The organism is Paraburkholderia sp. GAS82 (assembly GCF_050436285.1).
Taxonomy (GTDB): Bacteria; Pseudomonadota; Gammaproteobacteria; order Burkholderiales; family Burkholderiaceae; genus Paraburkholderia; species Paraburkholderia phenazinium_B.
In genome coordinates, this window is the sequence record NZ_JBNDLX010000005.1 from 430,204 (window position 1) to 451,373 (window position 21,170).

The window sequence follows — 21,170 nt, forward strand, 5'->3', positions numbered from 1 at the left end:
CGCGCCCGCCACATTCGCGCTTGCCTGCTCGCCGGTTGCGCCGCACAATCGACCTCATCCTCCTCTCCAGGTGCCGCCCATGGCCTATGCCTCGCTCGCAACCGGCGTGCTGCTCGCCGCCGGCTATGGGTCGCGCTTCGATCCGGACGGTCTGCACAATAAACTGCTCGCCCGCATGCCGGACGGCGGCATTGTCGCGCATGAAGCCGCGCATCGCCTGCTGCTGGTGGTCAGCCGCGTGCTCGCCGTGGTGCGGCCCGGATCCGAAGCGCTGGCCCGCATGCTCAATGAGGCCGGTTGCGACGTGGTGTTCTCGGCCGACGCCGAACGCGGCATGGGCGCGAGCCTTGCCGCCGGCATCGAAGCGAGCGCCGACTCGGAAGGCTGGATCGTCGCGCTGGCCGATATGCCGCGCATCGCTGTCGCCACGGTAGAAGCCGTAGCGCGCACGCTCGACGGCGGAGCATCGATTGTCGTGCCGTTTTATCAAGGCCAACGCGGGCATCCGGTCGGTTTCGGCGCGGAGCACGGCGAAGCCTTGCGCGGACTCGACGGCGACACCGGCGCCCGTGCCCTGCTGGCCGCAAACCGGGTCGCACGTCTGGATCTCGACGATCCGGGCATCCTGCGCGACGTGGATACGCCTGACGATCTCGCTGGCGTGTGACCGGACAACCCTGCGTGCAACCTCCCAGACGATCTCGCGCGGCGCCTCCCGGGCGCCGCCGCGATCGGGCACACGCCTTGCGAATGCACAGACGTTGTGCGCAGCGCGCGCCAATACCGACTAAGCTGATGTGACGCGTTCCCGTCGTCGCGTCAGACGCGGTATCCCGCGTGCCTCGCCTCCGACAATCCAGTGCGACTCCCATGAGCGAAACCAGCCCGCGTCTTTTTGTTGTCTCGCCCCATTTCGACGATGCCGTCTTTAGTTGCGGCGCGTTGCTCGCCACCCATCCCGACGCCGTCGTCTGCACCGTCTTCGCCGCGGCGCCCGAGCCGGATATGCAGACTGAATGGGACCAGCAGGCCGGCTTTACGAGCGCGCAGGAATCGGTGAATGCGCGCACACTGGAAGACAATCGTGCGCTCGAACTGCTCGACGCGGTCCCGGTCAGGATGCCGTTTCGCGACGGCCAGTATCTGGACTCGCCGTCGATCAGCAGATTGTCGGCTGCGCTTGAAGAAACCATTTACCGCTCGACCGCGAACACGCTGGTGATGCCGCTCGGTCTGCATCACGCCGATCACGCGCTGGTCTACGACGCCTGCATCGAAATCCTGCCGCGGCTGTCGCACCTGACGTGGTTTGCCTACGAGGATGCGATCCACCGCCGCCAGCCGGGCGTGGTCGAGGCGCGCCTCGACGATCTGGCGCTACGGGGGATTACGGCGACGCCGGCGCACCCGTCGATCGCACACACGATCGATGCCGAACGTCAGGCGTACCTGAAGCGCGAGGCCGTCTATGCTTATGAGAGCCAGCTACGCGCATTTGGGCCGAAAGGTTACGAAGATGTATTTCGCGCCGAACACTACTGGCAGTTGAGCGTGTCCCGTGCTCCCGCACGCCGCTCCTCTTCCGCGAGGTGACGTCATGTTTTTCCGCATGCATACCAACCCGATTCCCGACCCGCTTGCGGACCCGACACGCGATCCGGAGGGCGACCCGTTGGCGCCGCCCTCGCCCGGCCATCACAACGACGAGCCGCAGCGGCCCGAAGGGCCGCCGGATAAAGATCCGGTTTGACGCTGCAGAGTCGGGCTGGCTTTAACGCGTGATTTCGGTAAAGCCTTGCAGCAGACGGTCGACGTCCGCGGGATGGATGTTGCCCATCGTCGAGATGCGGAACAGTTCCGCCGAGAGGCCGCCCTGGCCTGCGTAGATCACAAAACCGCGGGCCTTCAGCGCGTCGTGCAGTTGCGGATAGCTGATGCCGGCCGGCAGCCGGTAAGCGCGCAACACCACCGACGATTGTTCCGGCGGCAGCACGCTCTCCATCCCGCGCGCAGCCAGACCTGCACGCGCCTGCTCGGCAAGCGCCGCATAGCGCGCGTGACGTGCCTTCCAGCCGCCTTCGTCCTCAAGTTCACGCAATGCTTCGACGAGTGCGTAGTAGGCGTGCACCGACGGCGTGAACGGCGTATTGCGTTGATCCTGCAGTTTGGCGAGACGCGCCAGGTCCAGGTAGTAGGTACGGCTTGCCGCGTGAACCAGGGCCTCGCGCCGCACCACGACAAACGACGCGCCCGGCACGCCATGCAGACACTTGTTGGCCGTCGCCGCGACGGCTGCGATGGTGCTGTCGGCGAAATCGATTGCCTCGGCGGCGAAACTGCTGACGCCATCCACCAGCAGACGCACGCCGTGCTTGCGGCACACCGCGGCCAGCGCCTGCAGATCGTTCAGACGGCCGGTGGTGGTCTCGTGATGAATCACCGCCACGTGCGTAAAGCCCTCGCCCGCAGCGAGGCGTGCCGCGATACGGGCGAGATCGGGCGTCTGCATCCAGTCGTGCTTGAGCGCTTCGTGCGCGATACGGTACTGGCTCGCGATCTGCGTAATGCGTTCGCCGTACACGCCGTTCTCGATCACCAGCAGTTTGCCGTTCTCCGGCACCAGGCCCGCAATCATGCTCTCGACAGCAGCGGTACCCGAACCGGTCATCAGCACGGCTTGCCACTCGGCGGGGTCGAGCTGATAGATCTGCAGCAGACGCTCGCGCGCCTCTTCCTGCAGATCGAAGAACTCGCTCTCGCGATGACAGAGATCGGGCTGCAGCAGACTCTGACGGACACGCTCGGTCAGCGTCACGGGGCCGGGATTGAGCAACAACATCATTGGGCTCCTTGAGCGGTGGCGATATGGCGCATGAGACGCGTCTTCACATCCGGCGGAGTGATGGTGGGACGCGGCAGGCCGTCCGGTGTGCCGCGACGGATCGCAAGGCGCACGAAACGCGGACCCTGCAGCGGCGGCGCGGCGAGTACTTCGTCGAGCACGGCCAGATCGTCGCTTTCGACCGCCGAGGCATAACCGCACGCAGCCGCGACGCCCGCAAACGACACCTGCGCAGACACCGTTGCCTGACCGCCGGTCGAATCGTGCGCGCCGTTGTCGAGCAGCACGTGTGTCAGATTGGACGGACCGTATGCACCCAAAGTGGCGAACACGCCCATACGCATCAGCGCGGCGCCGTCGCCGTCGACTGCGACCACGTGCAGGTCGGGACGCGTCAGCGCCAGACCGAGCGCGAACGGCGTCAGGCAGCCCATCGAGCCGACCATGTACAGCTGGTTCGGCCGGTCGTCGAGCGCATACAGTTCGCGCCCGCAAAAACCCGTGGATGCCAGCACCACCGTCGATTCAGCCGGCGTGTGCGCGATCACGCGCTGCAACGCGGCCTGGCGCGTCGGCAGCGCATCCGCCGCCACGCCGCGCCACTGCGCTTGTGCCGCGGACGGCGTGCGGCGCGCCGCGCCGTCACCCTGCTTCAGCTCATACGGCGCTACGCTGCCCTTCTGCATGACGAGCGCATACGGACGACCGGTCTCGTCCATGTGAGCAATCGCGCGATCGAGCGCCGGGCCGATGGCGTCGGCTTCGGTCGGGAACGTCTCCCACGGAATTTCCATGGTATCGAGCATGGCCGGCGTGACCGGTCCCATCAGCGCATGCTGCGGCTCGTCGGACACGCCGGGCTGGCCGCGCCACGTGACGATCAGCAGTTGCGGCAGACGGAACGTCCAGGTCAGCGACGTCAGCGGGCTCACCGCATTGCCGAGCCCGGAGTTCTGCATCATCGTGACGCCGCGCCGGCCGTTCTGCGCGCCGAGCGTGACGCCGGCGATCAGCGCGACCGCGTCGCCTTCATTGGCCGCCGAGACGTAATGCAGCGACGGGTCCTGCAGCACATAGTTGATAAACGGCGTCAGATACGAACACGGCACACCGGCATACCAGTCGAAGCCACGCTCGCGCGCCGCCTCGACAAACTGTGCAGCCTCGATCATTGCGCCTCTCCGCTGGCGGCGCCAGAGGCAAGCGGCGTTTGCGAGTGTGCGAAATCGCCGGCACGACGGAAGTCTTCCAGATCGTTGACGCCGCGCCAGTGACCGTGCACGTACTGCACTTCGATCGCTTCACCGGCTTCGATCAGCGCGTTGAGCAGCGCGGGCATATCGAGCTTGTCGAAATCCGGACGAGCACGCAACGTGGTCAGCACGGCGTGCAGACGCTCGCGTCCTTCGCCACGCACGTTCAAGAGACCAACCCAGCGGCCGTCCGGCTGCTTGACGTCACCCGAAGTCGCGTTGCCCTGCAGTTCGCTCGAGACGCGCTTGAGCAGCACCTTGTTGCCGAACAGACCGCGATCGTCCGACGACGAGCACCATGCGAAGTCGCGCACGCTGCTGTTGACCGGCTCAGTCAGTGATGAATCCACCACGACGCTAAACGGCGCTTCGCTTTCGACCAGGTCGCGCACGATATAGCTGCGGAATAACAGATCGCCGTACGAGATGACCGTATCCGACTTGAGCGCATCGACGGCGCAGGCGAGCGAGGCCAGTTCGCCGGTCTCCGCATGGCGTTCGTTGACGACCAGCTTGATGCCGGCGGTTTCGATGGCATCGGCGCGATAGCCGCCGACCACGGTGATATCGTTGACACCCTGCTTCTTGAACGCATCGACGAGCCAGCGCAACAGCGGCTTGCCGGCGATCGGCAACATGACCTTGGGACGATCCGCGGTCACGGCTTCAAGACCGGCGCCACGGCTGGCGGCCAGCACGACGGCCGAAGCCGACGCGCGCGAAGCCGACAAGTAGCGGTTTTCGGCTTCCGAGTATTCATCGGCGTCCTGCAGACGGAAGATTTCGTTGACGGAGGCGATGCGGTCTTCGACATCGACGAGCGTTTCGCTGGCGTGAATCTCCTTGGCGACGGCCTGCATAGCCGAGGTCGACGCGCGAATCAGATGGTTCGCCCAGATGACGGTGCTGATGCCCGCTTCGCGGAACACTTCGGTGGGGGTGCTGTAGTACTTGGTCGGCACGATGACGAGCGGACCACGGCCGGCCCATTCGCGGGCGAACTCGAGGATTTCGTCGGGACGCGACAGCTTGCTGTGAATCAGGATCGCGTCGGCGCCGGCCAGACGATAGGCTTCGGCGCGGCGCAGCGCTTCATCCATGCCCCAACCGGCGATCAGTGCTTCGACGCGCGCGACGATCGAGAAGTCCTCATCGGTCTGCGAGTCTTTACCGGCCTTGATCTTGCCGCAGAACTCGTCCATTTCGGCGAGCGGCTGACGTTCGCCGTTGATGAAGCTGTTGGTCTTGGGGAACTGCTTGTCTTCGATACAGACGCCGGCGATGCCACGTTGTTCGAGTTTGCGCACGAGGCGGCGGACGTTATTGAAGTTACCGTAGCCGGTATCGCCATCGAGGAGGATGGGGAGATCGCTGGCATCGGCCATGAATTCGAGGTTATCGACGACCTGGGTCCAGCTGGCTTCGTTGTTGTCGCGCACGCCGAACTGGGCGGAGATGGCGAGACCGGAGGCCCAGATGGCCTTGAAGCCGGCTTCCCGGACGATACGGGCGGAGAGGCCGTTGTGGGCCTCCATCATGAATTCGAGCTGGGTGCTGGTGAGCATCTGGCGCAGGCGGGAGCTGCGCGAGGCGGCGACGAAAGCGGGTTCGCGGGCGTTCATGGTTTGGGTGTGCTCCTGCGGTGTCTGTTTGCTGTTTTTTGCCTGCCGCGGGGTGGGATGTGCTTTGCTCGCGGCGCGGGTTTGGGTTTCATTGCCGATGGCTGAGGGTGATGTTCGCGGGTTTCATTGCGGTGTCACCGTGATCTGGGCCAGTCTCGCGTCTGAAAAAAAGTGACTATAACGGATAAGGATTGTTTTCGCTTTTGCGGATGCCATTGTGGTTGCCATATATGGCGATTTTTGTGGAAATGTGGCTTTTTTTGCTGTTTTCATTATTTAGGGTTCTTTTTCTCATACTGAAGGTTTTGATTTTTTTGTTTATCTGGAATTGCGGTTTTTTATTTTCGCTTTCGCGGGTCGCTTGTTATTAGGGTGTTGGCCTTTCCTTGCATTCTTATCGGTCTATTAGCGATGCCCCTGCCCGGGGCGGCACTTACTTTCGCGCGTCCGACGTCGTTGTGTGGACAGATTCATTTTCAATCCGGAAGAGACAGCAAACGCTAGCCATCCTGCCCTGAAATGGCGGGCGGCATGTGACAAGACGTCAGTCTGCAAGGATGCGATGTACGTGCAAGCGGTGCTGCGCGTCGAGCCCGCGAAATGCGGCACTGACCTACGGATAATTCGGCTTCGTTGCCAATCTACCCTAGTGCGTGAGATCCGGATTCTGTTCAGTCGCACACGCGCGCAATGACGCCGCGATGGCAGGCTTTTTTATTTTGTCAAAGACATCCGCCATCTGCGCCTGTGCAACCGGATCGCCTTCGCGTGCAGCGCGCCAGCGCAACGATTCGATCGTATCGAGCGTGCCGTCGCTGGGCGTGTCGCCATCGTAGCCCGAACGCGCCTCGAGTACGTCTGCGAGCTTGTTGTATCTGGCCGGGACATGATGCACAAGCAGCCAGGCGACAATCGGTACCGCGCCTTCCCAGTACTCGTCCTCAAGACTGCTGTTGACGAGCCGAGCTGCAGCGCGCCAATAACCAAGAGATGCCGCTTTCGCATATCCCCTGTCCGCTTCGGGCCCGCGCGTCGTAGAAGCCTGGTTGAATGCGGAAAGCGCAGCGGGAGACGGAGGGGGAAGTTCCAGCTTTGTACAACTGAATTCGGTCGGTGCATTTTCCGGCAGATTCGCCCAGCGCTCCTGCTCCTTTAACACGCGGTCGAGCGTGGATGCGACATCGCTATCCTTTAATGTTTTAAAGACCCAGTCGGTTCGGGCATGCTGGTTCTGCCACCAGTCGTCGTCCGCGCTGGCGTTCTGGGCAAAGACAACCATTGGAATCACTGCGATACAGCAGATCAGGCGATTAAATCGTGATCTGCCAATAGGTATATATCTGAACATAACGTGGTCTAAGTATTGATTGCGTCAGGAATCAAGGGCGGAAGTGGGCTTATATTCGTGTCGATTTATCTCCTATGCGTGATCGAGATAAGCCTTGAGGCTCCATTCCTCATTGGTGCGGTATACGCGCATACCGAGCAGCCAGTCCAGGCCAGGAATGGGACGGGGATCCTTCAGGGCGAGTGGCGGCATCGTCTCGCCTTTCCTGAAACGGCGCGTCGCGTCGTAGCTGACCGAAGCGAATCCCCGGACGCACCACACGCCGTCCTGCGGGCAGACTTCGCCGGGGCGAACAAGCGTGCCCAGCGGCACGCGGCTCTCCAGGTCCTTTTCATGCGCGGTCCTGACCCGAAGCCCTGTCGCCGGGTCGAGGCTCTTCTCGCGGGCCAGCCTTTCAACCAGCGCATCGGAGGGTTTCTGCGGCGGCACGGCTGCGGCCTGTTCCTTCTCCCACTGGAACGTGCCGTCCCACGGCGGTAGTTTCGCCGGCGGCAGTGGCACGATCTGGTCGACATCGGGGACCTTCGGGTTCAGGCCTTCGTTGCCGTCGAGGAATTTGCCGATCATTTTGTAGCGGCGCGAGCGTTCGGGATCATTCGGGACATCGAGATAAAACATATCTCTATTTTCCGGCGTTACCGCAAAGCCATTTTCCAGAGAAAACGCGGCCTGACTGTTTCCCGCCATGACGCCCTGCTGGAAAGACCTGAGTGCTTCGGCGTAGAACTTGTCTACCGCACGACCAATAGCCAGGGAGGTTGCGGCCTTGCCATGTCCCTGATCCGCTGAACACCGGTACATCTGCAGCGCAACCTCAGGTGCGGCGTCGATCGGGTCCAGTTTCTCCGCGAGGTAATACTGCGCGTCCGGACTGCCCAGGTCGGCCGCCTTGCGGAAATAGCGCAACGCGGTCTCGCTGTTCTGCTTCAGCCCGTAGCCGAGTTCGAGGTAATGCGCGATGTCGTAGTAGCCAGCCGGCACGCCCTGTTTGACCAGTTGCACTGCCAGGTCGATCGTCTCTTTCGGTGCATCCGGAGAATCAGCCAGCCCCGTCGATACCAGCGCCTGAAGGTTGGTGTTGGCCTTGTAATGATCGTGGGCCGCCGCGATCCGGTAATACCGTGCGATATCGTCGAAGTCCTTCGGGCCGTCCTGCTTCTGCAGCCAGCGGCCATATCTGAACAGCTGGTCCGCATCAGGATCGAGCGGCGGCAGGTGGTCGTCCTCACGCACGCAGGTAAAGGCGAGATTCGCGCGCACGGCGCTGATGCTGGGTAGTGAAGCCAACGGGTTCTCCTTGGTACAGGCGCAGGCAAGACTCGCCACCAGGGCGATGAGAATGCCTCGTCTCATGGGTCAATCCTCGTAAGTGCGTGTGGGCGAGGTCCGCAGGAAACCTACGAGGGACGCGATCGGAGCCTGCTTTCTGCTTTGATTTTTTGTGTTCCAGGAAATGATGGAACTCCACATCTTGTACGCCTCCGACACATCATCCTGAGCCCCCCTATTTTTCGTATGCAGCGCCCACATCTGTTTGCGCAGCGCGGACGTCAGGCCGCCATGCTCATGGCAGATATTCAGTTCGCTATCCACCTCCATGCTGCGCCGGTTGACATTGGCCGAGCCGTGCGTCGTAAACACGTCGTCGACGATCATCAGCTTCTGGTGGACATAGACGTAGTCCCACGCCTGACCTGCAGGGGTGTCCGGTGCGACCAGGGTGCAGACCAGCACCTTCATCCCCGGCATATCCTGCGGCGGCACCAGTTCTCCCTCCTTCGTCATGCCGTCCGGGCTCACGCTCGCCACCCGCCGTTTCTCCTGCCTCATCTGCTCCAGCTGCTGCCCGATTTCAGCCTGCCGGGTCTGTGCGCCCTGAAGGTAATTCGCAAGCCCCTGCATCTGCGAGAAACCCGCGCCCTGCATCATCGCGCGCTGGCTGGCCGCCTGTTCGTCAGCAAGCTGCTTCTCCAGCGTCTGCTCCTGCTGCGTAAGCTGGTCGTTCTTCTCCAGTGTCTCGACCCCGGGCATCCGGTCGCCATATCCGAGCGCCGCGAGCATCTGGTAGCTGCTCACTGTCCCGCGGCCGATGCCGTCGTCGTTCGAGTTCGTGACCACGAACAGATAGACCTCACCATGCTTCGCCGGGTTGCGCCCCCCCTTGATCTGCGCGTTGACGTTCTCCCGCAGCCTGTCGGCCACCGGCATATACCGGAAATACTGGTTTTCGATGTACACGAATCTCGTCGTGTTGTTCACCGCCTGCAGGTACAGCGAAGCGATGTCCTTCGTGCCGTCCTTGCCGTGCTGCGACTGCGTGCGAAGGATCTGCGCCATCACCGGCGTACCGTGATCCGCGCGCAGCTTCAGCCGGCAAGCCAGCGCCGCCCGCGCCTGGGTCAGGTTCTGCCCGGTCGCGTCGTCCCAGGCCTGGCAGAAATTCTCGTTCAGGTACTCGAGGACCGGACCCGTCACCTTCGCGGACATGTCCTGCCGCGGATGCAGGCCGTTGCGTCCCATTCGCGGCGCCTGCCGCAGCCAGGTGTGATCGTCCCGGTCCCAGTATTCATCCAGCGTGTTGTGCCCCATCACGAACCCGATGGCCCGCTCGGGAAGCTCGTAGTCGACAAGCACCATCTTCTGGTGATGCGAGGGTTCCGCCGTCATCGCCGCGGTGTTCCGCTCTCTCAGCGTGGGGTCGCCCGCCGGGCCGCTCATCCACGTGCGCCAGGCGATTTCGGCACGCTCCCTCAGATCGAAATCGCGCGTGGCGAATTCAATGTTTGCCAGCGGCCTGGGCGCGCCCGGCAATGCGTTCAATGCCGCGGTCACCACCGATTTCGCTGCCGGGAACGGATTGGCCCTCGTCCCGGCCGACATCCGCGTGACATTGTTCCGGTTGGCCCGCCAGTACCAGAGCTGGTCGAATTCACGCTGGGCGTGGGTGCGCCCGTCCTGTGCAGCCCCCGCCAGCCCGACTGGTCCGTGGTTGCCTGGCATCATGTCTTCCGAGAAGGACGCCACGTGCAGTGAGTCGCTCCAGACCAGCAGCCGGATCCTGATGTGAGGTTTTTCGAGGCCCTTGTATTCGAGCAGTTCACCGATCGACGGCGAACCCGCCGCGTCGCTGCCCCGTCTGAAATACATCGACGGCTGGAAACCCCAGCACAGGATATCGATGCTGTGCTCCGCGTTTCGTATGGCGTCGAACACCGCCGCAAAGGCCGTCTCGCCATTCACCAGCGGCAGGTACGTGGCCAGCGCGGGGTTGTATTCGGTGCGCTGCACGAACCATGGGGACGTGAGCGTTGCGCTTCGCGTGCAGGAAAGCGCGAGCGGCGTGGTAGCGCTCTGCTGTTTCATGGTCAGGCGTCCGTATCAGGGTTGAGCAGCGTGTTGTGCCTGATTCAGCAGGACTGCAAAGATCAGGCGGCCGCGACGCGGAGCTTGTTTAGCTCCTGAAGGTTTTTACCCCGCATGCCATCCCAATTCGTGCGGAAAAATCTGCAAATCAGTCGTTGAAAGTCGAGGCGCCATTCGGCAGGCTTCGCTCTTGTCCAGCGACACCCGGAAAAGCCGTGCCCATTTCCATCTCGCGTACAAACTCTCCTGATGCAATGGGGCTTAAGTTGAGAGCATTGCCCACACAGGGGCATCGCTAATAGACCGATAAGAACGCAAGGAAAGGCCAAAACCCCAATAAAACAAATAAACGCATTAATCAGACAAAAACAAAAAACAAAAACCCAGGGTTCCCCCCTACTTCACCAAAAACCCGGCGAAGCCGTTAAACACCATAACCCCAAGCCCGCCGCGGGCGAAAAAACACCCTCACCTGGAACTCGCAAAATGCCCTCCATGACCTTGAACAAAAAACTCGGGTCGATGATCCTCATCTTATGGATCGGCCTGATTCTGATCGGCGGCTTTGGCGCGTACCAAAACCGCGCCTCCATGATCTCCGAGCGCCGCGATCAACTCATGGCCGTCGCCCAGCAATCCGTCAGCATCATTAACCACTACTACACACTGTCCCAGCAACACGCCCTCAGCGAGCCCGACGCCCAGAAACAGGCCCTCGCCGTCCTCGCCTCCGTGCGCTACGGCAAAGACGGCTATGTCTCCGTCAACAACTCGCAGCCGGTCGTGCTGATGCACCCCATCAAGCCCGAACTCAACGGCAAGGACATGTCCCAGTTCACCGACCCAGCCGGCAATCATCTGTACGTCAACATCGTCAACGCGGGTAACAGCGACGTCAACGGCGGCTTCGTCTCGTATCTGTGGAGCAAACCCGGCCATGATCAGCCCGTCCCCAAAACCAGCGTCTCACTGCGCTTCGCCCCCTGGGACTGGTACGTCGTAACCGGTATGTACATGGACGACGTTCAGCAAGCCTTCTACGCCAGTCTCATCGTCTGGCTCGCCATCACCACGGTCCTCGGCGGCATCGCCACGTTCGTCATGATGCTGGTGCTGCGCAGCGTACGTCACGCCCTCGGTGGCGAACTCGAAATCGCCGTCGTCGCCGCACAGCGTATGGCAAGCGGCAATCTCGCCGTCAACGTGCCGGTCCAGTATCGTGATACCGGTAGCCTGTTGCACGCCCTGCACACCATGCAGGCCGGCCTCGTCGAAACCGTGTCGCGCGTGCGCACCGGGACGGAAAACATCAACGTCGGCGCCTCTGAAATCGCCGCCGGCAATACCGATCTCTCGCAACGCACCGAGCAACAGGCCGCTGCGCTCGTCCAGACCGCCTCCAGCATGGATCAGATGACGGTCAACGTGAAGCAGAACGCCGAGAGCGCCACCCAGGCCGCGCAACTCGCCGGCCAGGCAGCGGACGTCGCCACGCGCGGCAGCCGCGTCGTCGACGACGTGGTCCGCACCATGGGCGAAATCACTCATAGCTCGCGTCAGATCGGTGACATCATCGGCGTGATCGATGGGATCGCTTTCCAGACCAACATCCTCGCCCTCAATGCAGCCGTCGAAGCGGCTCGCGCTGGCGAACAGGGCCGCGGCTTCGCCGTCGTCGCCTCGGAAGTGCGCAGCCTCGCACAACGCTCGGCCACCGCTGCCAAGGAAATCAAGGCGCTGATCGAAACCTCCACGAATACTGTCGAGGCCGGTGCATCGCTAGTCGCCAACGCCGGTTCGACGATGGGCGAGATCGTGCAGTCAGTACGCCGCGTCAACGAAATTCTCGAGGAAATCAGCCACGCCTCGCGTGAGCAAAGCGCCGGCATCGAACAGGTCAACCGCGCGGTCGGTGAGATGGATCAGGTCACGCAGCAGAACGCGGCATTGGTCGAGCAGGCTGCCGCCGCTGCGCACTCGCTCAAGGATCAGGTCGGCTCGCTGCGCGAAGCAATCTCGAGTTTTGCGCTGCCGGCCTGAGGGCGAGCGGCTATAGCTATACGTTAACTGTTTCTGCCGGGCGCCTTTAACACGCGCTCGATGCCTGAAAAGAAGGCGCCCGCAAAACGCCTATTGGGATGCGTTTGGTGGCCGGGCGCCTCTCAACACGCCGCGTCGGAGAGACGCATTGTTTGAACGAACCAGTCGCGCGGATTTTTCAGGCTGCGTGGCTGGTTTTTGACCCGCCGCCTTCCTTATCTTCGTGTTTCCCTACGCGCACCGATCTACGGAAGCGCAACTTCTCTCCCCTTTGCAACCCGCTTAAGCAAAGCCCGACGTCCTTGACGCGACGTGCTTCCTCGCCGTCGCTATGCGCTCGCATAGGCCTCGCATAGGCCTCGCATTAATATTACGTTTTAATTACAATCACGGCGTTGCCGCCACCTGCGTTCGCTGCCCGCATCCGCACTCATGTTCCAGAAGCCCAGATCGCAGCCACCTCGGACTCACGCATCAGCCGCGAGACACTCCATACTCGCGTCGCGCCTGCCGACATGGCGTTCGAAATTCATCATCGTGCTGATGTTCGCGGCATTCGGCGGCCTCGCCGCACGCGCTTTCTGGGTCCAGGTGGTCAATCAGAACTTTTATGCCGGCCAGGGACAAAAGCGCTATCAACGCGTCATCGAACTGGACGCCACACGCGGACGGATTGTCGATCGCAACGGTTCAATGCTCGCGGTCAGTCTCGCGACCTATGAGGTCTGGGCAACGCCCAGGCTGCTCGATGAGACATGTTTTTTGCCGCTCGCCAGGCTGCTCAAGGTGCCGCTCGTGGAACTACGCAGCCGTGTAGCCGGCGACAAAACATTCGTGCTGCTCAAGCGCCAGGTGGACGCGGACACGGCCAGCCGCATCGACAAGCTGCAACTCGCCGGCATCACGCAGATCGCCGATTCGAAGCGTTTCTATCCGGAAGGTGAATCGGCGGCGCATGTGGTCGGCTTCACGGATATCGAGGACAAAGGCCAGGAAGGTGTCGAACTCGCCGCCAACCTGCAGTTAAGCGGCGCGGCGGGTCAGCGCGAGGTGATCCGCGACCGGCTCGGCCGGGTGGTGTCGGACACGCGTCCACTCGTACCGGCGCACAACGGCGCGACGATCCGCCTGACCATCGACCGCCGCATCCAGCAACTCGCCTATGCGCAACTGAAGGCGGCGATTGCGAAGCGCAATGCGGAAGCTGGCAGCGTCGTGGTGCTCGACGCGCGCAACGGCGAGATCCTCGCACTCGCGAACTATCCGAGCTTCGATCCGAACGACCGCACGCGCCTGAGCGGCCGCCAACTGCGCAATCGGGCCGTCGTCGATACGTTCGAGCCGGGGTCGACGATCAAGCCGCTGGTCGTCGCGCTATCTATAGACAAGGGTATGGTCGGGCCGCAAAGCCTGATCGATACAACGCCGGGGTGGTACCGGATTGGACCAGCCGTGATTCACGACACCTCGAATCACGGCGTGATGACCGTGGCCGAAGCGGTGCAGAAGTCGAGCAACATCGCACTCGCCAAACTCGCGCTCAATCTGCCGGCCGAGACGATCTGGAACAAGTACCAGGAGTATGGCCTCGGGCGCCGGCCGGAGCTGACCTTCCCCGGCGCTGCCGCGGGCAAGGTGCGGCCGCACAGACGCTGGCGGCCCATCGAGCAGGCCACGATGGCTTATGGCTACGGGCTGTCGGCGTCGCTGCTGCAACTCGCGCAGATGTACACCGCCTACGCGGGCGACGGCACGCTGCATCCGGTGCGTTTGCTGCTGGCGGATACGGTCGACCGGCAACCCGGTGGGCAAATGAATGAACAACAGGATGGTGACGCCCTCGCCCCTGCTGCAGACACCGGCGACTCGCCGCTCACCGCCGGCTTTAGCCACGCAGTGACGACGCCCGCCACCGCACATGCCATCCGCGAGATGCTCGAAATGGCGACCGGACCGGGTGGCACCGGACGCGCCGCGGCAGTCGACGGCTACCGGGTCGGTGGCAAGACCGGGACGGCGCGCAAGCAGATCGGCGCGTCGTACGCGAAGAATCGCTATCGTGCGTTGTTCGTCGGCATGGCGCCGATGAGCGACCCGCGCCTGATCGTCGCCGTCATGATCGACGATCCGGCTGGCAAGGCATTCTACGGCGGCACGGTTGCCGGTCCTGTGTTCGGCGCGGTGACCGGTGGGGCGTTGCAGTTGTTAGGTGTGCCGCCGGATGCGTGAGGCGGAGACGGTAACAGCGCCGCCGCATGCGCGCCCTCAGGCCGTATTCACATGCACCCGCACATGCAGGCGCCGGAACGCATTCGGCGTCATCCCTCTGCTTCTCTTGAACAGCCGCCTGAAATATCCGCTGTCCTCGAACCCACACGCATAAGCGACCTGCGCGATCGTCAAGCGGTCTTCCGCAAGCAGGATGGCCGCGTGCAGCATGCGCTGTTCGTGTACCGCGTCCGTCAACGTGCGCCCATAGGTGGCGCGATACACGCGCCCCAGGTAGTCCGCATTGCAGTCAAGATGCGCGGCAATCGCCGAGGCGTTGATCGCTTCATGAAAATGCGTGCGAATCCATTGATCGGCGCTTGCCGCGAGTTGCTGGGGCGCCCCGTCGGCCGCCGTCGCCGCGACCCGCGAGCGCTTGAGTTCCCATAGCATCAGCAGGATCGTCAGACTGTCCGGCAACGGTTGCACGCCGTAGATCTGCTGATCGTTCAACAGGCGCTGGAACATGCCAGATAAATGATCGGGCCGCTCGACCCTGGCGTGTTGAGGAATCTCCAGCAACACTTCCAACGCCGACCCGCTGTGCGGCGCGTCTGGCAACGTGAAATGCACCCAATAGAACCTGAGATCCGGTGCAAACGGCGACGTCCCGCCATGCAGCCGCCCAGGCCAAAGCAGCAGTGTCTCCCCTGCGTTCACCTCGAATAGCTGTCCGCCTTCGTGAAGATTCAGGCAACCCTGCCGCACGTAGATCAGCTCGTACGACTGGATCGTTCGCGATGGATGCACGCCCACTCCGCGCGACACAAACAGCCCGCCATTGCTTGCTTCGAGACCCAGTGGAAATGCCAGATGGAGCGCGGGATCGGTCATTACGCAAAAAGTCGGAATTAGCGCGTTTTACTGCGGTTTCTTCATCTTGCGAGGGCAGGTCGGGCGTGTCAAGCTTTCCAGACTTGGCGTTCGTGGGAAGTCGGAAAGATTCGGTACGACCCGCCAAGGTCGAAAAAATCACATTTCTCAGAAGCAACCGATGCGTGTACCCGGCTGGCGCAGCGAGCCCGACGGTCCGGAAAGCGTCGTGGGACGTGCATCGGCAATAGGAGGAGACACCTATGATTCGTTGCAACCGATGGCTTCGTCTATGGGCATGCGCGACTGTGCTCGCCGCCACTCACGCCCAGGCTGACGATGGTCTTTCTTTCTGGGTGCGCGCGTCGGACTCGGGTTTTGTGACTCCGGTCGTTACCGCATGGAACGCGAGCCATCCCACCAAGGTCAACCTGACCATCATTCCGAATGACGACTTCGTGACAAAGTTCGGCACGGCGTCAGCTGGCGGCGCTGCGCCCGACGTGATTGCAATCGATCTGATCTACACGCCCGAGTTCGCGCACGACGGACAATTGACCGACATCACGGATGAAGCCAAAAAACTGCCCTTCTATCAGAGCCTGAGTCCATCGCATATGCGGCTCGGGACCTATCAGGGCAAGCAATACGCGCTGCCCTTTAGCGCTGAAAGTTCGATGCTGCTGTACAACAAGACATTGTTCAAACGCGCCGGATTGAATCCCGACCAGCCGCCCAAAACCTGGGCCGAACTCGAAGCCGATGCGAAAAAGATCACCGCGCTCGGTGGCGGGGTTAAAGGTTTCTATTTCTCGGGCGCCTGCGGCAGCTGCAACATCTTTACGTTGACGCCTTATGTGTGGGCCTCGGGCGGTGACGTGCTGTCGGCCGACGGCAAGACCGCGACGCTGAAGAATCCAGCGCTGGAAGGCACGCTCGCCATGTACCGTCGTATGTGGGAAGCGGGTGAGATGCCCGCAAGTGCCAAGACCGACAGCGGCGTCAACTTCATCAACGCGTTCGAGACCGGAAAAATCGGCATGGTCGGGTCCGGCGCGTTTTCAATCGGCGTCCTGAAGAAAAGCCATCCAGAGATAGATTTCGGACTCTCGTATCTGCCGGGTCAGAACAGTGGCTGGGCGAGCTTCGCCGGCGGCGATGTGATCGCGATCCCAGCCGGTTCACAGCACAAGAAAGACGCGATGGAGTTCATCAAGTGGTGTCTTGGCGAACAGGTCCAGGTCGATCAGTTTGCGAAAAACGGCAGCATCCCCGTGCGGGTCGACCTCGCGAGCAACGCGTATAGCAAGCTCGACGGCCGTTATTTGACCGCCGCAACGGCTATGAGTCAGGGCAAAACGCCCTATAGCATCAAGTTCAACCAGTTGATCAACGATCCAAACGGACCCTGGGCCGCCATGATCCAGGAAGCTGTCTTCGGCAAAGGCGTGGATGTTGCCGTTTCAAATGCGCAAGACCGCTTCACCCAGATCCTGAACACACCATAGGATTTAACGACCATGGATGTCCTTGGCGATCCGGCAACAGGCGGTGCGGGCCTCGCACCGCAGATGGGTCGAAAGAAGCCGCGTAAAGGGTTAGGCCGGCAGGGCGCAGGATACTGGTTTGTGCTGCCCTGCCTCGCTTTCACGGCGGCATTTTTTCTGCTGCCGCTGGCGATGACGATCGGCATGTCGTTCTATCAGTGGCCGCTGATGGGCGTGCCGTCGTTCAACGGGTTGAGAAATTACCTCGACCTGATGCACGACGAATCGTTCTGGGGCGCGCTCTGGTTTACGACCAAATACACCTTGTTCGTCACGCCGGCGATCTTTGTCGTCGCTTTCGCGCTTGCGTTGCTAGTGAAGCGCGCGATCCGGTTCGTGGGTATCTTCAGGACTGCCTTCTTCCTGCCGGTCGTGATCGGGCTGACCACAGCCAGTCTGCTCTGGGTCTGGCTGTTCAACGACCAGGTGGGCATCTTCAGCGCGATCCTGATGCAACTGGGTATCGTCAGCGAGCCGGTTCAGTGGCTAGGCGATACCAACTCCGCGCTGGCGTCGTTGATCGTGATGGTGGTGTGGAAGGCGTGTGGATTCACGATGGTGATCATGCTCGTCGGCATGCAGGCGATTCCATACGATCTGTATGAAGCAGCCCGCATCGACGGCGCGGGATGGTGGGCGCAGCAGCGCTTTATCACCGTGCCCATGATGCGGCGCACCTTCGCGCTTGCACTGATCATGGCGGTGATCGGCTCGTACCTGGCATTCGAGCAGTTCTATGTGATGACCAAGGGTGGGCCGATGAACACCACCATCACGGTGGTCCACTGGATCTATCGTGCGTCGTTCACCTACTTCAAGCTCGGCTACGGCGCGGCGATGTCCGTGGTGCTGCTGATCGTGCTGCTCATGCTAAGCGTGATCCAGATGATTCTTCTGCGAGACGACGATGAGTAACCGATTGCGTTCCGCCGACACCGGTTTCGCGCATGCGACGCCAAAGCCGAGTCCCGTCACGTCCAATGTGGATGCGCTCCATTATTCAAGTCGCGTGACAAAGCTGAAGGCGAGGCTGTCGGTCGCGCTTTACTACCTGATCTGCAGCGTGCTCACGCTGGCGTTTCTGTTTCCGATCGGCTGGTCCGCATTTACCTCGTTCTATTCGCCGGCCGACGCGAGCGCTTCGCCACCCAGATGGATTCCATCCCATCTATCGTTCGAGAACTATCAGAACCTCGCGAGCTATGGCGCAGGCATCTGGCGATATCTCGGCAACAGTACGTCGGTTGCGATGCTGACGGTCGTGATGACGCTCGTGTTGTCCACCCTCGGCGGCTACGGATTCTCGCGATTCCGTTTTCCGGGGCGCAACCTGATCTTCGTCGTGATCCTCGCGACGCTGATGATTCCGTTCCAGTCGATCCTCAATCCGCTATTCGTCCTGCTGCGCTGGATGCATCTGCAGGGCACGCTGTTCGGTCTCGCGCTCGTCTACACGACGTTCCAGTTGCCGTTTGCAGTGTTCATGATGCGCAACTCGTTCGACGCCGTGCCCCGCGAGATCGAGGATGCCTCGCTGATCGACGGCTGCAGTTCGTTGCAGTCGCTGCGCATGATCATGGTGCCGCTGGTGTTGCCAGGGATCGTCACAGCGGGTCTGTTCGCGTTCTTCGGTTCGTGGAATGAACTGCTAGCCGCGCTGATCCTGATCGGCGACGCAAAAAACTACACGTTGCCGGTCATGCTCCTGAATGCGCAAAGCGGTCAGCTTGGCGCCGTCGACTGGGGGCTGATGCAAGCCGGCATCACGATTTCCATCCTGCCTTGCGCGATCCTCTTCCTGCTCCTGCAGCGCTTTTATATCAACGGTCTGATCGCTGGTGCGGTCAAGGCATAACGCTCCATGCACACCATGAACGATACGAGAACCTTGCGCCCACCTGTCGTTGTCGATGCAGCATCTACCCGCTATGCGCACATCAAACCCGTGGCGGTCAACGCAGTCGACCTGAAAGGCGATTTCTGGGGGCCACGGTTTGCGACCAATCTCGAGCGGACCCTGCCAAGCCAGTGGGAGCTCCTCGAAAGCACTGGGCGGCTCAACAACTTCCGGCGGGTGTTCGGTGAGTACGACGGCCCGCACGTGGGGCTGTTCTTCAACGACAGCGACCTGTACAAATGGCTCGAAGCAGCGTCGTGGGTCGTCGCGCGTGGGCCCGATGCGCTGCTCGAGAAACGTATCGATGAGGGCATCACCCTGATCGAGCGTGCGCAGGGTGAAGACGGTTATATCGACAGCTATTTCTGCCTGGAACGCGAAGGCGAACGCTGGACCAACCTGCGTGATCTTCATGAGATGTACTGTGCGGGCCATCTGATCCAGGCTGCGGTGGCCCACCATCGTGCGACTGGTCAGCGCCGCCTGCTCAATGTTGCCGTCCGTGTCGCCGACCTGTTGTGCGAGCGCTTCGGTCCGAAATCGGAAGGCAAGATCGAGGACATCGACGGACACGAAGAAATCGAAATGGCGCTCATCGAACTGGCGCGGGAAACGGGACACGAGCGGTATCTCAAGCTTGCACGCTTCTTTATCGAAGCACGCGGTCATGGCCTTCTCACAGGCGGCCGCTTCGGTGACGCGTACTTCCAGGACGACGTGCCGTTCGAGAAAATGGAAGCGCTTGCCGGGCATGCTGTCCGCGCCTTGTACATGGCATGCGGCGTGACGGATCTCTATCTGGAGACCGGCGAAGCAGCCCTGCTGCCGCGGCTTGAAACGCTCTGGAGCCGGCTGACGGCACAGCGCATGTACATCACCGGCGGCGTCGGCTCACGGCATGATGGAGAGGCGATTGGCGCGAACTACGAGCTGCCGAATGCGCAGGCCTATACGGAGACTTGCGCGGCGATAGGCAGCATGATGTGGTGCCATCGTCTGCTGGCCGCAACGGGCAATGCACGTTACGCAGACCTGTTCGAATGGACGCTGTACAACGGCATGCTGCCGGGCTGGTCGCTCGACGGCCAGGCGTACTACTACGTGAACCCTCTGGAGGACGACGGCGGCCATCGCCGGCAACCCTGGTACTACTGTGCATGTTGTCCGCCGAACGTCGCACGGACCGTCGCTTCGCTTCCCGGATATGTCTACGGCACCGATGCCGATTCGATTTACGTGCAGCTGTATATGGAGAGCGATGCGCGTATCGACTTTAGTGGGCACACGGTGAAACTGCGCCAGCAGACGCGTTATCCGTGGGACGGTGTGGTTGAGATCGGCATCGACGCGCAAGCGGAGTTCGCGCTGAAGCTGCGGGTTCCGGGGTGGGTGGACGGCGCGGGTGGATTGATCGCGGCGCAAGGGCAATCGGCAGCAACCGCTCACCCGAATCTGCCGGTCACGGTAGCGGTCAATGGCAACGCGGTCGACGCCACGCCGGACGCGAACGGCTACATTGCGATTCGACGCCTGTGGGAACAAGGCGATTCGGTTCGGCTTGAGCTGCCCATGACGGCCCGTATATGGCAAAGCCATCCGAAGGTGGCCGAGAATCGTGGCCGGATCGCGCTGAGCCGCGGGCCGGTGCTGTACTGCGTCGAGCATGCCGACATGCCCGGTCTCGATCTCGACGAGCTATATGTCGATCCTCAACGCATCGAAACGGAATGGCGTGAGCAACAGCTTGGCGGCGTTGTCGTGCTCAAAGGCACTGCGCGACGGCAGGAAATAGAGTCAGACTGGTCGAGCTCGCTCTACAGGCCGTTGAATCCGGCAACGCGCGCAACCGAAGGAGCGCGGCCTGGAGAAACAACGTTCGTGGCTATCCCCTACTTCACCTGGCACAACCGCGAGAGCGGACCCATGAAGGTGTGGCTGAATTATCGGGGCGAATAAGGGCTTCAGATACCCGATGTACCCGTGGTGATGACTGACGGCATGCGACGGGGTTCGACCATCTGCGAACATTGATTTTCGCGGCCAACCCTCTCGCTCGCAAGGGGAATCGCGTCGGTTTGCGCGATAACGGGCACAATACGTGGCGATGGCGCCATCCATACGCTGCGCTCCACACTCGCATCGACTCATATCGCGCCCCGAATCCGTCTCTTCGATGC

The 21,170-nt window shown here is 61.8% G+C and carries 16 protein-coding genes; 9 read left to right on the plus strand and 7 right to left on the minus strand.

Features of this window, described 5'->3' with window-relative positions; all coding sequences use genetic code 11:
- Positions 1-79 precede the first annotated feature (79 nt).
- From P3T17_RS18360 to P3T17_RS18370, 3 genes are all read left to right on the plus strand, one after another.
- Positions 80-667 (plus strand): nucleotidyltransferase family protein, encoded by a 588-nt coding sequence (locus P3T17_RS18360; protein ID WP_074266241.1) that lies wholly within the window; start codon positions 80-82, stop codon positions 665-667.
- 203 nt (positions 668-870) lie between these two features.
- Entirely contained in the window at positions 871-1,593 is a 723-nt protein-coding gene (locus tag P3T17_RS18365) for a PIG-L deacetylase family protein (RefSeq protein ID WP_429408360.1), read from the plus strand.
- Between the two features lie 4 nt (positions 1,594-1,597).
- A complete protein-coding gene (locus tag P3T17_RS18370; RefSeq protein ID WP_167379410.1) occupies positions 1,598-1,750 on the plus strand; it encodes a hypothetical protein in 153 nt (50 codons plus the stop codon).
- Between the two features lie 21 nt (positions 1,751-1,771).
- On the opposite strand, the gene P3T17_RS18375 is transcribed toward P3T17_RS18370, so the two are convergent.
- From P3T17_RS18375 to P3T17_RS18400, 6 genes are all read right to left on the minus strand, one after another.
- Positions 1,772-2,839: a 2-aminoethylphosphonate aminotransferase gene (locus P3T17_RS18375; protein ID WP_429408532.1), complete on the minus strand. Its 1,068-nt coding sequence runs from the start codon at positions 2,837-2,839 to the stop codon at positions 1,772-1,774.
- Positions 2,839-4,014 carry a phosphonopyruvate decarboxylase gene (aepY, locus tag P3T17_RS18380; RefSeq protein WP_429408362.1) on the minus strand — a complete coding sequence of 392 codons (1,176 nt, stop codon included), beginning with the start codon at positions 4,012-4,014 and terminating at the stop codon, positions 2,839-2,841. Before aepY ends, P3T17_RS18375 begins: the two co-directional genes overlap by 1 nt.
- The gene (aepX, locus tag P3T17_RS18385) at positions 4,011-5,717 is read right to left on the minus strand and encodes a phosphoenolpyruvate mutase (protein ID WP_429408364.1); all 1,707 of its coding nucleotides are present in this window, start codon (positions 5,715-5,717) and stop codon (positions 4,011-4,013) included. The genes aepY and aepX overlap by 4 nt, the downstream gene beginning before the upstream one ends.
- Positions 5,718-6,363: 646 nt before the next feature.
- Entirely contained in the window at positions 6,364-6,996 is a 633-nt protein-coding gene (locus P3T17_RS18390) for a hypothetical protein (RefSeq protein WP_429408366.1), read from the minus strand.
- Positions 6,997-7,137: 141 nt separating this feature from the next.
- The gene (locus P3T17_RS18395; protein WP_429408368.1) at positions 7,138-8,418 is read right to left on the minus strand and encodes an SEL1-like repeat protein; all 1,281 of its coding nucleotides are present in this window, start codon (positions 8,416-8,418) and stop codon (positions 7,138-7,140) included.
- A gap of 3 nt (positions 8,419-8,421) precedes the next feature.
- Positions 8,422-10,428, minus strand: coding sequence for a phospholipase D-like domain-containing protein (locus tag P3T17_RS18400; protein ID WP_429408369.1), 2,007 nt, complete (start codon positions 10,426-10,428; stop codon positions 8,422-8,424).
- 495 nt (positions 10,429-10,923) lie between these two features.
- On the opposite strand from P3T17_RS18400, the gene P3T17_RS18405 reads away from it, so the two are divergent.
- Both P3T17_RS18405 and P3T17_RS18410 read left to right on the plus strand, forming a co-directional pair.
- Complete coding sequence (locus tag P3T17_RS18405; protein WP_074269201.1) at positions 10,924-12,468, plus strand: methyl-accepting chemotaxis protein; 1,545 nt, start codon at positions 10,924-10,926, stop codon at positions 12,466-12,468.
- Between the two features lie 432 nt (positions 12,469-12,900).
- On the plus strand, positions 12,901-14,697 hold the full coding sequence (locus tag P3T17_RS18410; RefSeq protein WP_429408371.1) for a peptidoglycan D,D-transpeptidase FtsI family protein: 1,797 nt from the start codon (positions 12,901-12,903) through the stop codon (positions 14,695-14,697).
- A gap of 36 nt (positions 14,698-14,733) precedes the next feature.
- Here P3T17_RS18410 and P3T17_RS18415 read toward each other — a convergent pair whose 3' ends face one another.
- On the minus strand, positions 14,734-15,570 hold the full coding sequence (locus tag P3T17_RS18415) for an AraC family transcriptional regulator (protein ID WP_074266250.1): 837 nt from the start codon (positions 15,568-15,570) through the stop codon (positions 14,734-14,736).
- Positions 15,571-15,812: 242 nt separating this feature from the next.
- On the opposite strand from P3T17_RS18415, the gene P3T17_RS18420 reads away from it, so the two are divergent.
- Genes P3T17_RS18420 through P3T17_RS18435 form a run of 4 tightly spaced genes read left to right on the plus strand, consistent with a single transcriptional unit; the run spans position 15,813 to position 20,949 of the window.
- Entirely contained in the window at positions 15,813-17,057 is a 1,245-nt protein-coding gene (locus P3T17_RS18420) for an ABC transporter substrate-binding protein (RefSeq protein WP_074266251.1), read from the plus strand.
- Positions 17,058-17,069: 12 nt separating this feature from the next.
- A complete protein-coding gene (locus tag P3T17_RS18425) occupies positions 17,070-18,011 on the plus strand; it encodes a carbohydrate ABC transporter permease (RefSeq protein WP_429408374.1) in 942 nt (313 codons plus the stop codon).
- Positions 18,004-18,951, plus strand: a complete 948-nt coding sequence (locus tag P3T17_RS18430; protein ID WP_429408375.1) for a carbohydrate ABC transporter permease — start codon at positions 18,004-18,006, stop codon at positions 18,949-18,951. Before P3T17_RS18425 ends, P3T17_RS18430 begins: the two co-directional genes overlap by 8 nt.
- 15 nt (positions 18,952-18,966) lie before the next feature.
- The gene (locus P3T17_RS18435; RefSeq protein ID WP_429408377.1) at positions 18,967-20,949 is read left to right on the plus strand and encodes a glycoside hydrolase family 127 protein; all 1,983 of its coding nucleotides are present in this window, start codon (positions 18,967-18,969) and stop codon (positions 20,947-20,949) included.
- The last annotated feature ends 221 nt before the right edge of the window (positions 20,950-21,170 follow it).

Excerpts from the sequence above, each read along its gene's own strand:
- P3T17_RS18360 (WP_074266241.1), top strand. The coding sequence starts at position 80 with ATGGCCTATGCCTCGCTCGCAACCGGCGTGCTGCTCGCCGCCGGCTAT.
- P3T17_RS18365 (WP_429408360.1), top strand. The coding sequence starts at position 871 with ATGAGCGAAACCAGCCCGCGTCTTTTTGTTGTCTCGCCCCATTTCGAC.
- P3T17_RS18370 (WP_167379410.1), top strand. The coding sequence starts at position 1,598 with ATGTTTTTCCGCATGCATACCAACCCGATTCCCGACCCGCTTGCGGAC.
- P3T17_RS18375 (WP_429408532.1), bottom strand. The coding sequence starts at position 2,839 with ATGTTGTTGCTCAATCCCGGCCCCGTGACGCTGACCGAGCGTGTCCGT.
- aepY (WP_429408362.1), bottom strand. The coding sequence starts at position 4,014 with ATGATCGAGGCTGCACAGTTTGTCGAGGCGGCGCGCGAGCGTGGCTTC.
- aepX (WP_429408364.1), bottom strand. The coding sequence starts at position 5,717 with ATGAACGCCCGCGAACCCGCTTTCGTCGCCGCCTCGCGCAGCTCCCGC.
- P3T17_RS18390 (WP_429408366.1), bottom strand. The coding sequence starts at position 6,996 with ATGGTTGTCTTTGCCCAGAACGCCAGCGCGGACGACGACTGGTGGCAG.
- P3T17_RS18395 (WP_429408368.1), bottom strand. The coding sequence starts at position 8,418 with ATGAGACGAGGCATTCTCATCGCCCTGGTGGCGAGTCTTGCCTGCGCC.
- P3T17_RS18400 (WP_429408369.1), bottom strand. The coding sequence starts at position 10,428 with ATGAAACAGCAGAGCGCTACCACGCCGCTCGCGCTTTCCTGCACGCGA.
- P3T17_RS18405 (WP_074269201.1), top strand. The coding sequence starts at position 10,924 with ATGACCTTGAACAAAAAACTCGGGTCGATGATCCTCATCTTATGGATC.
- P3T17_RS18410 (WP_429408371.1), top strand. The coding sequence starts at position 12,901 with ATGTTCCAGAAGCCCAGATCGCAGCCACCTCGGACTCACGCATCAGCC.
- P3T17_RS18415 (WP_074266250.1), bottom strand. The coding sequence starts at position 15,570 with ATGACCGATCCCGCGCTCCATCTGGCATTTCCACTGGGTCTCGAAGCA.
- P3T17_RS18420 (WP_074266251.1), top strand. The coding sequence starts at position 15,813 with ATGATTCGTTGCAACCGATGGCTTCGTCTATGGGCATGCGCGACTGTG.
- P3T17_RS18425 (WP_429408374.1), top strand. The coding sequence starts at position 17,070 with ATGGATGTCCTTGGCGATCCGGCAACAGGCGGTGCGGGCCTCGCACCG.
- P3T17_RS18430 (WP_429408375.1), top strand. The coding sequence starts at position 18,004 with ATGAGTAACCGATTGCGTTCCGCCGACACCGGTTTCGCGCATGCGACG.
- P3T17_RS18435 (WP_429408377.1), top strand. The coding sequence starts at position 18,967 with ATGAACGATACGAGAACCTTGCGCCCACCTGTCGTTGTCGATGCAGCA.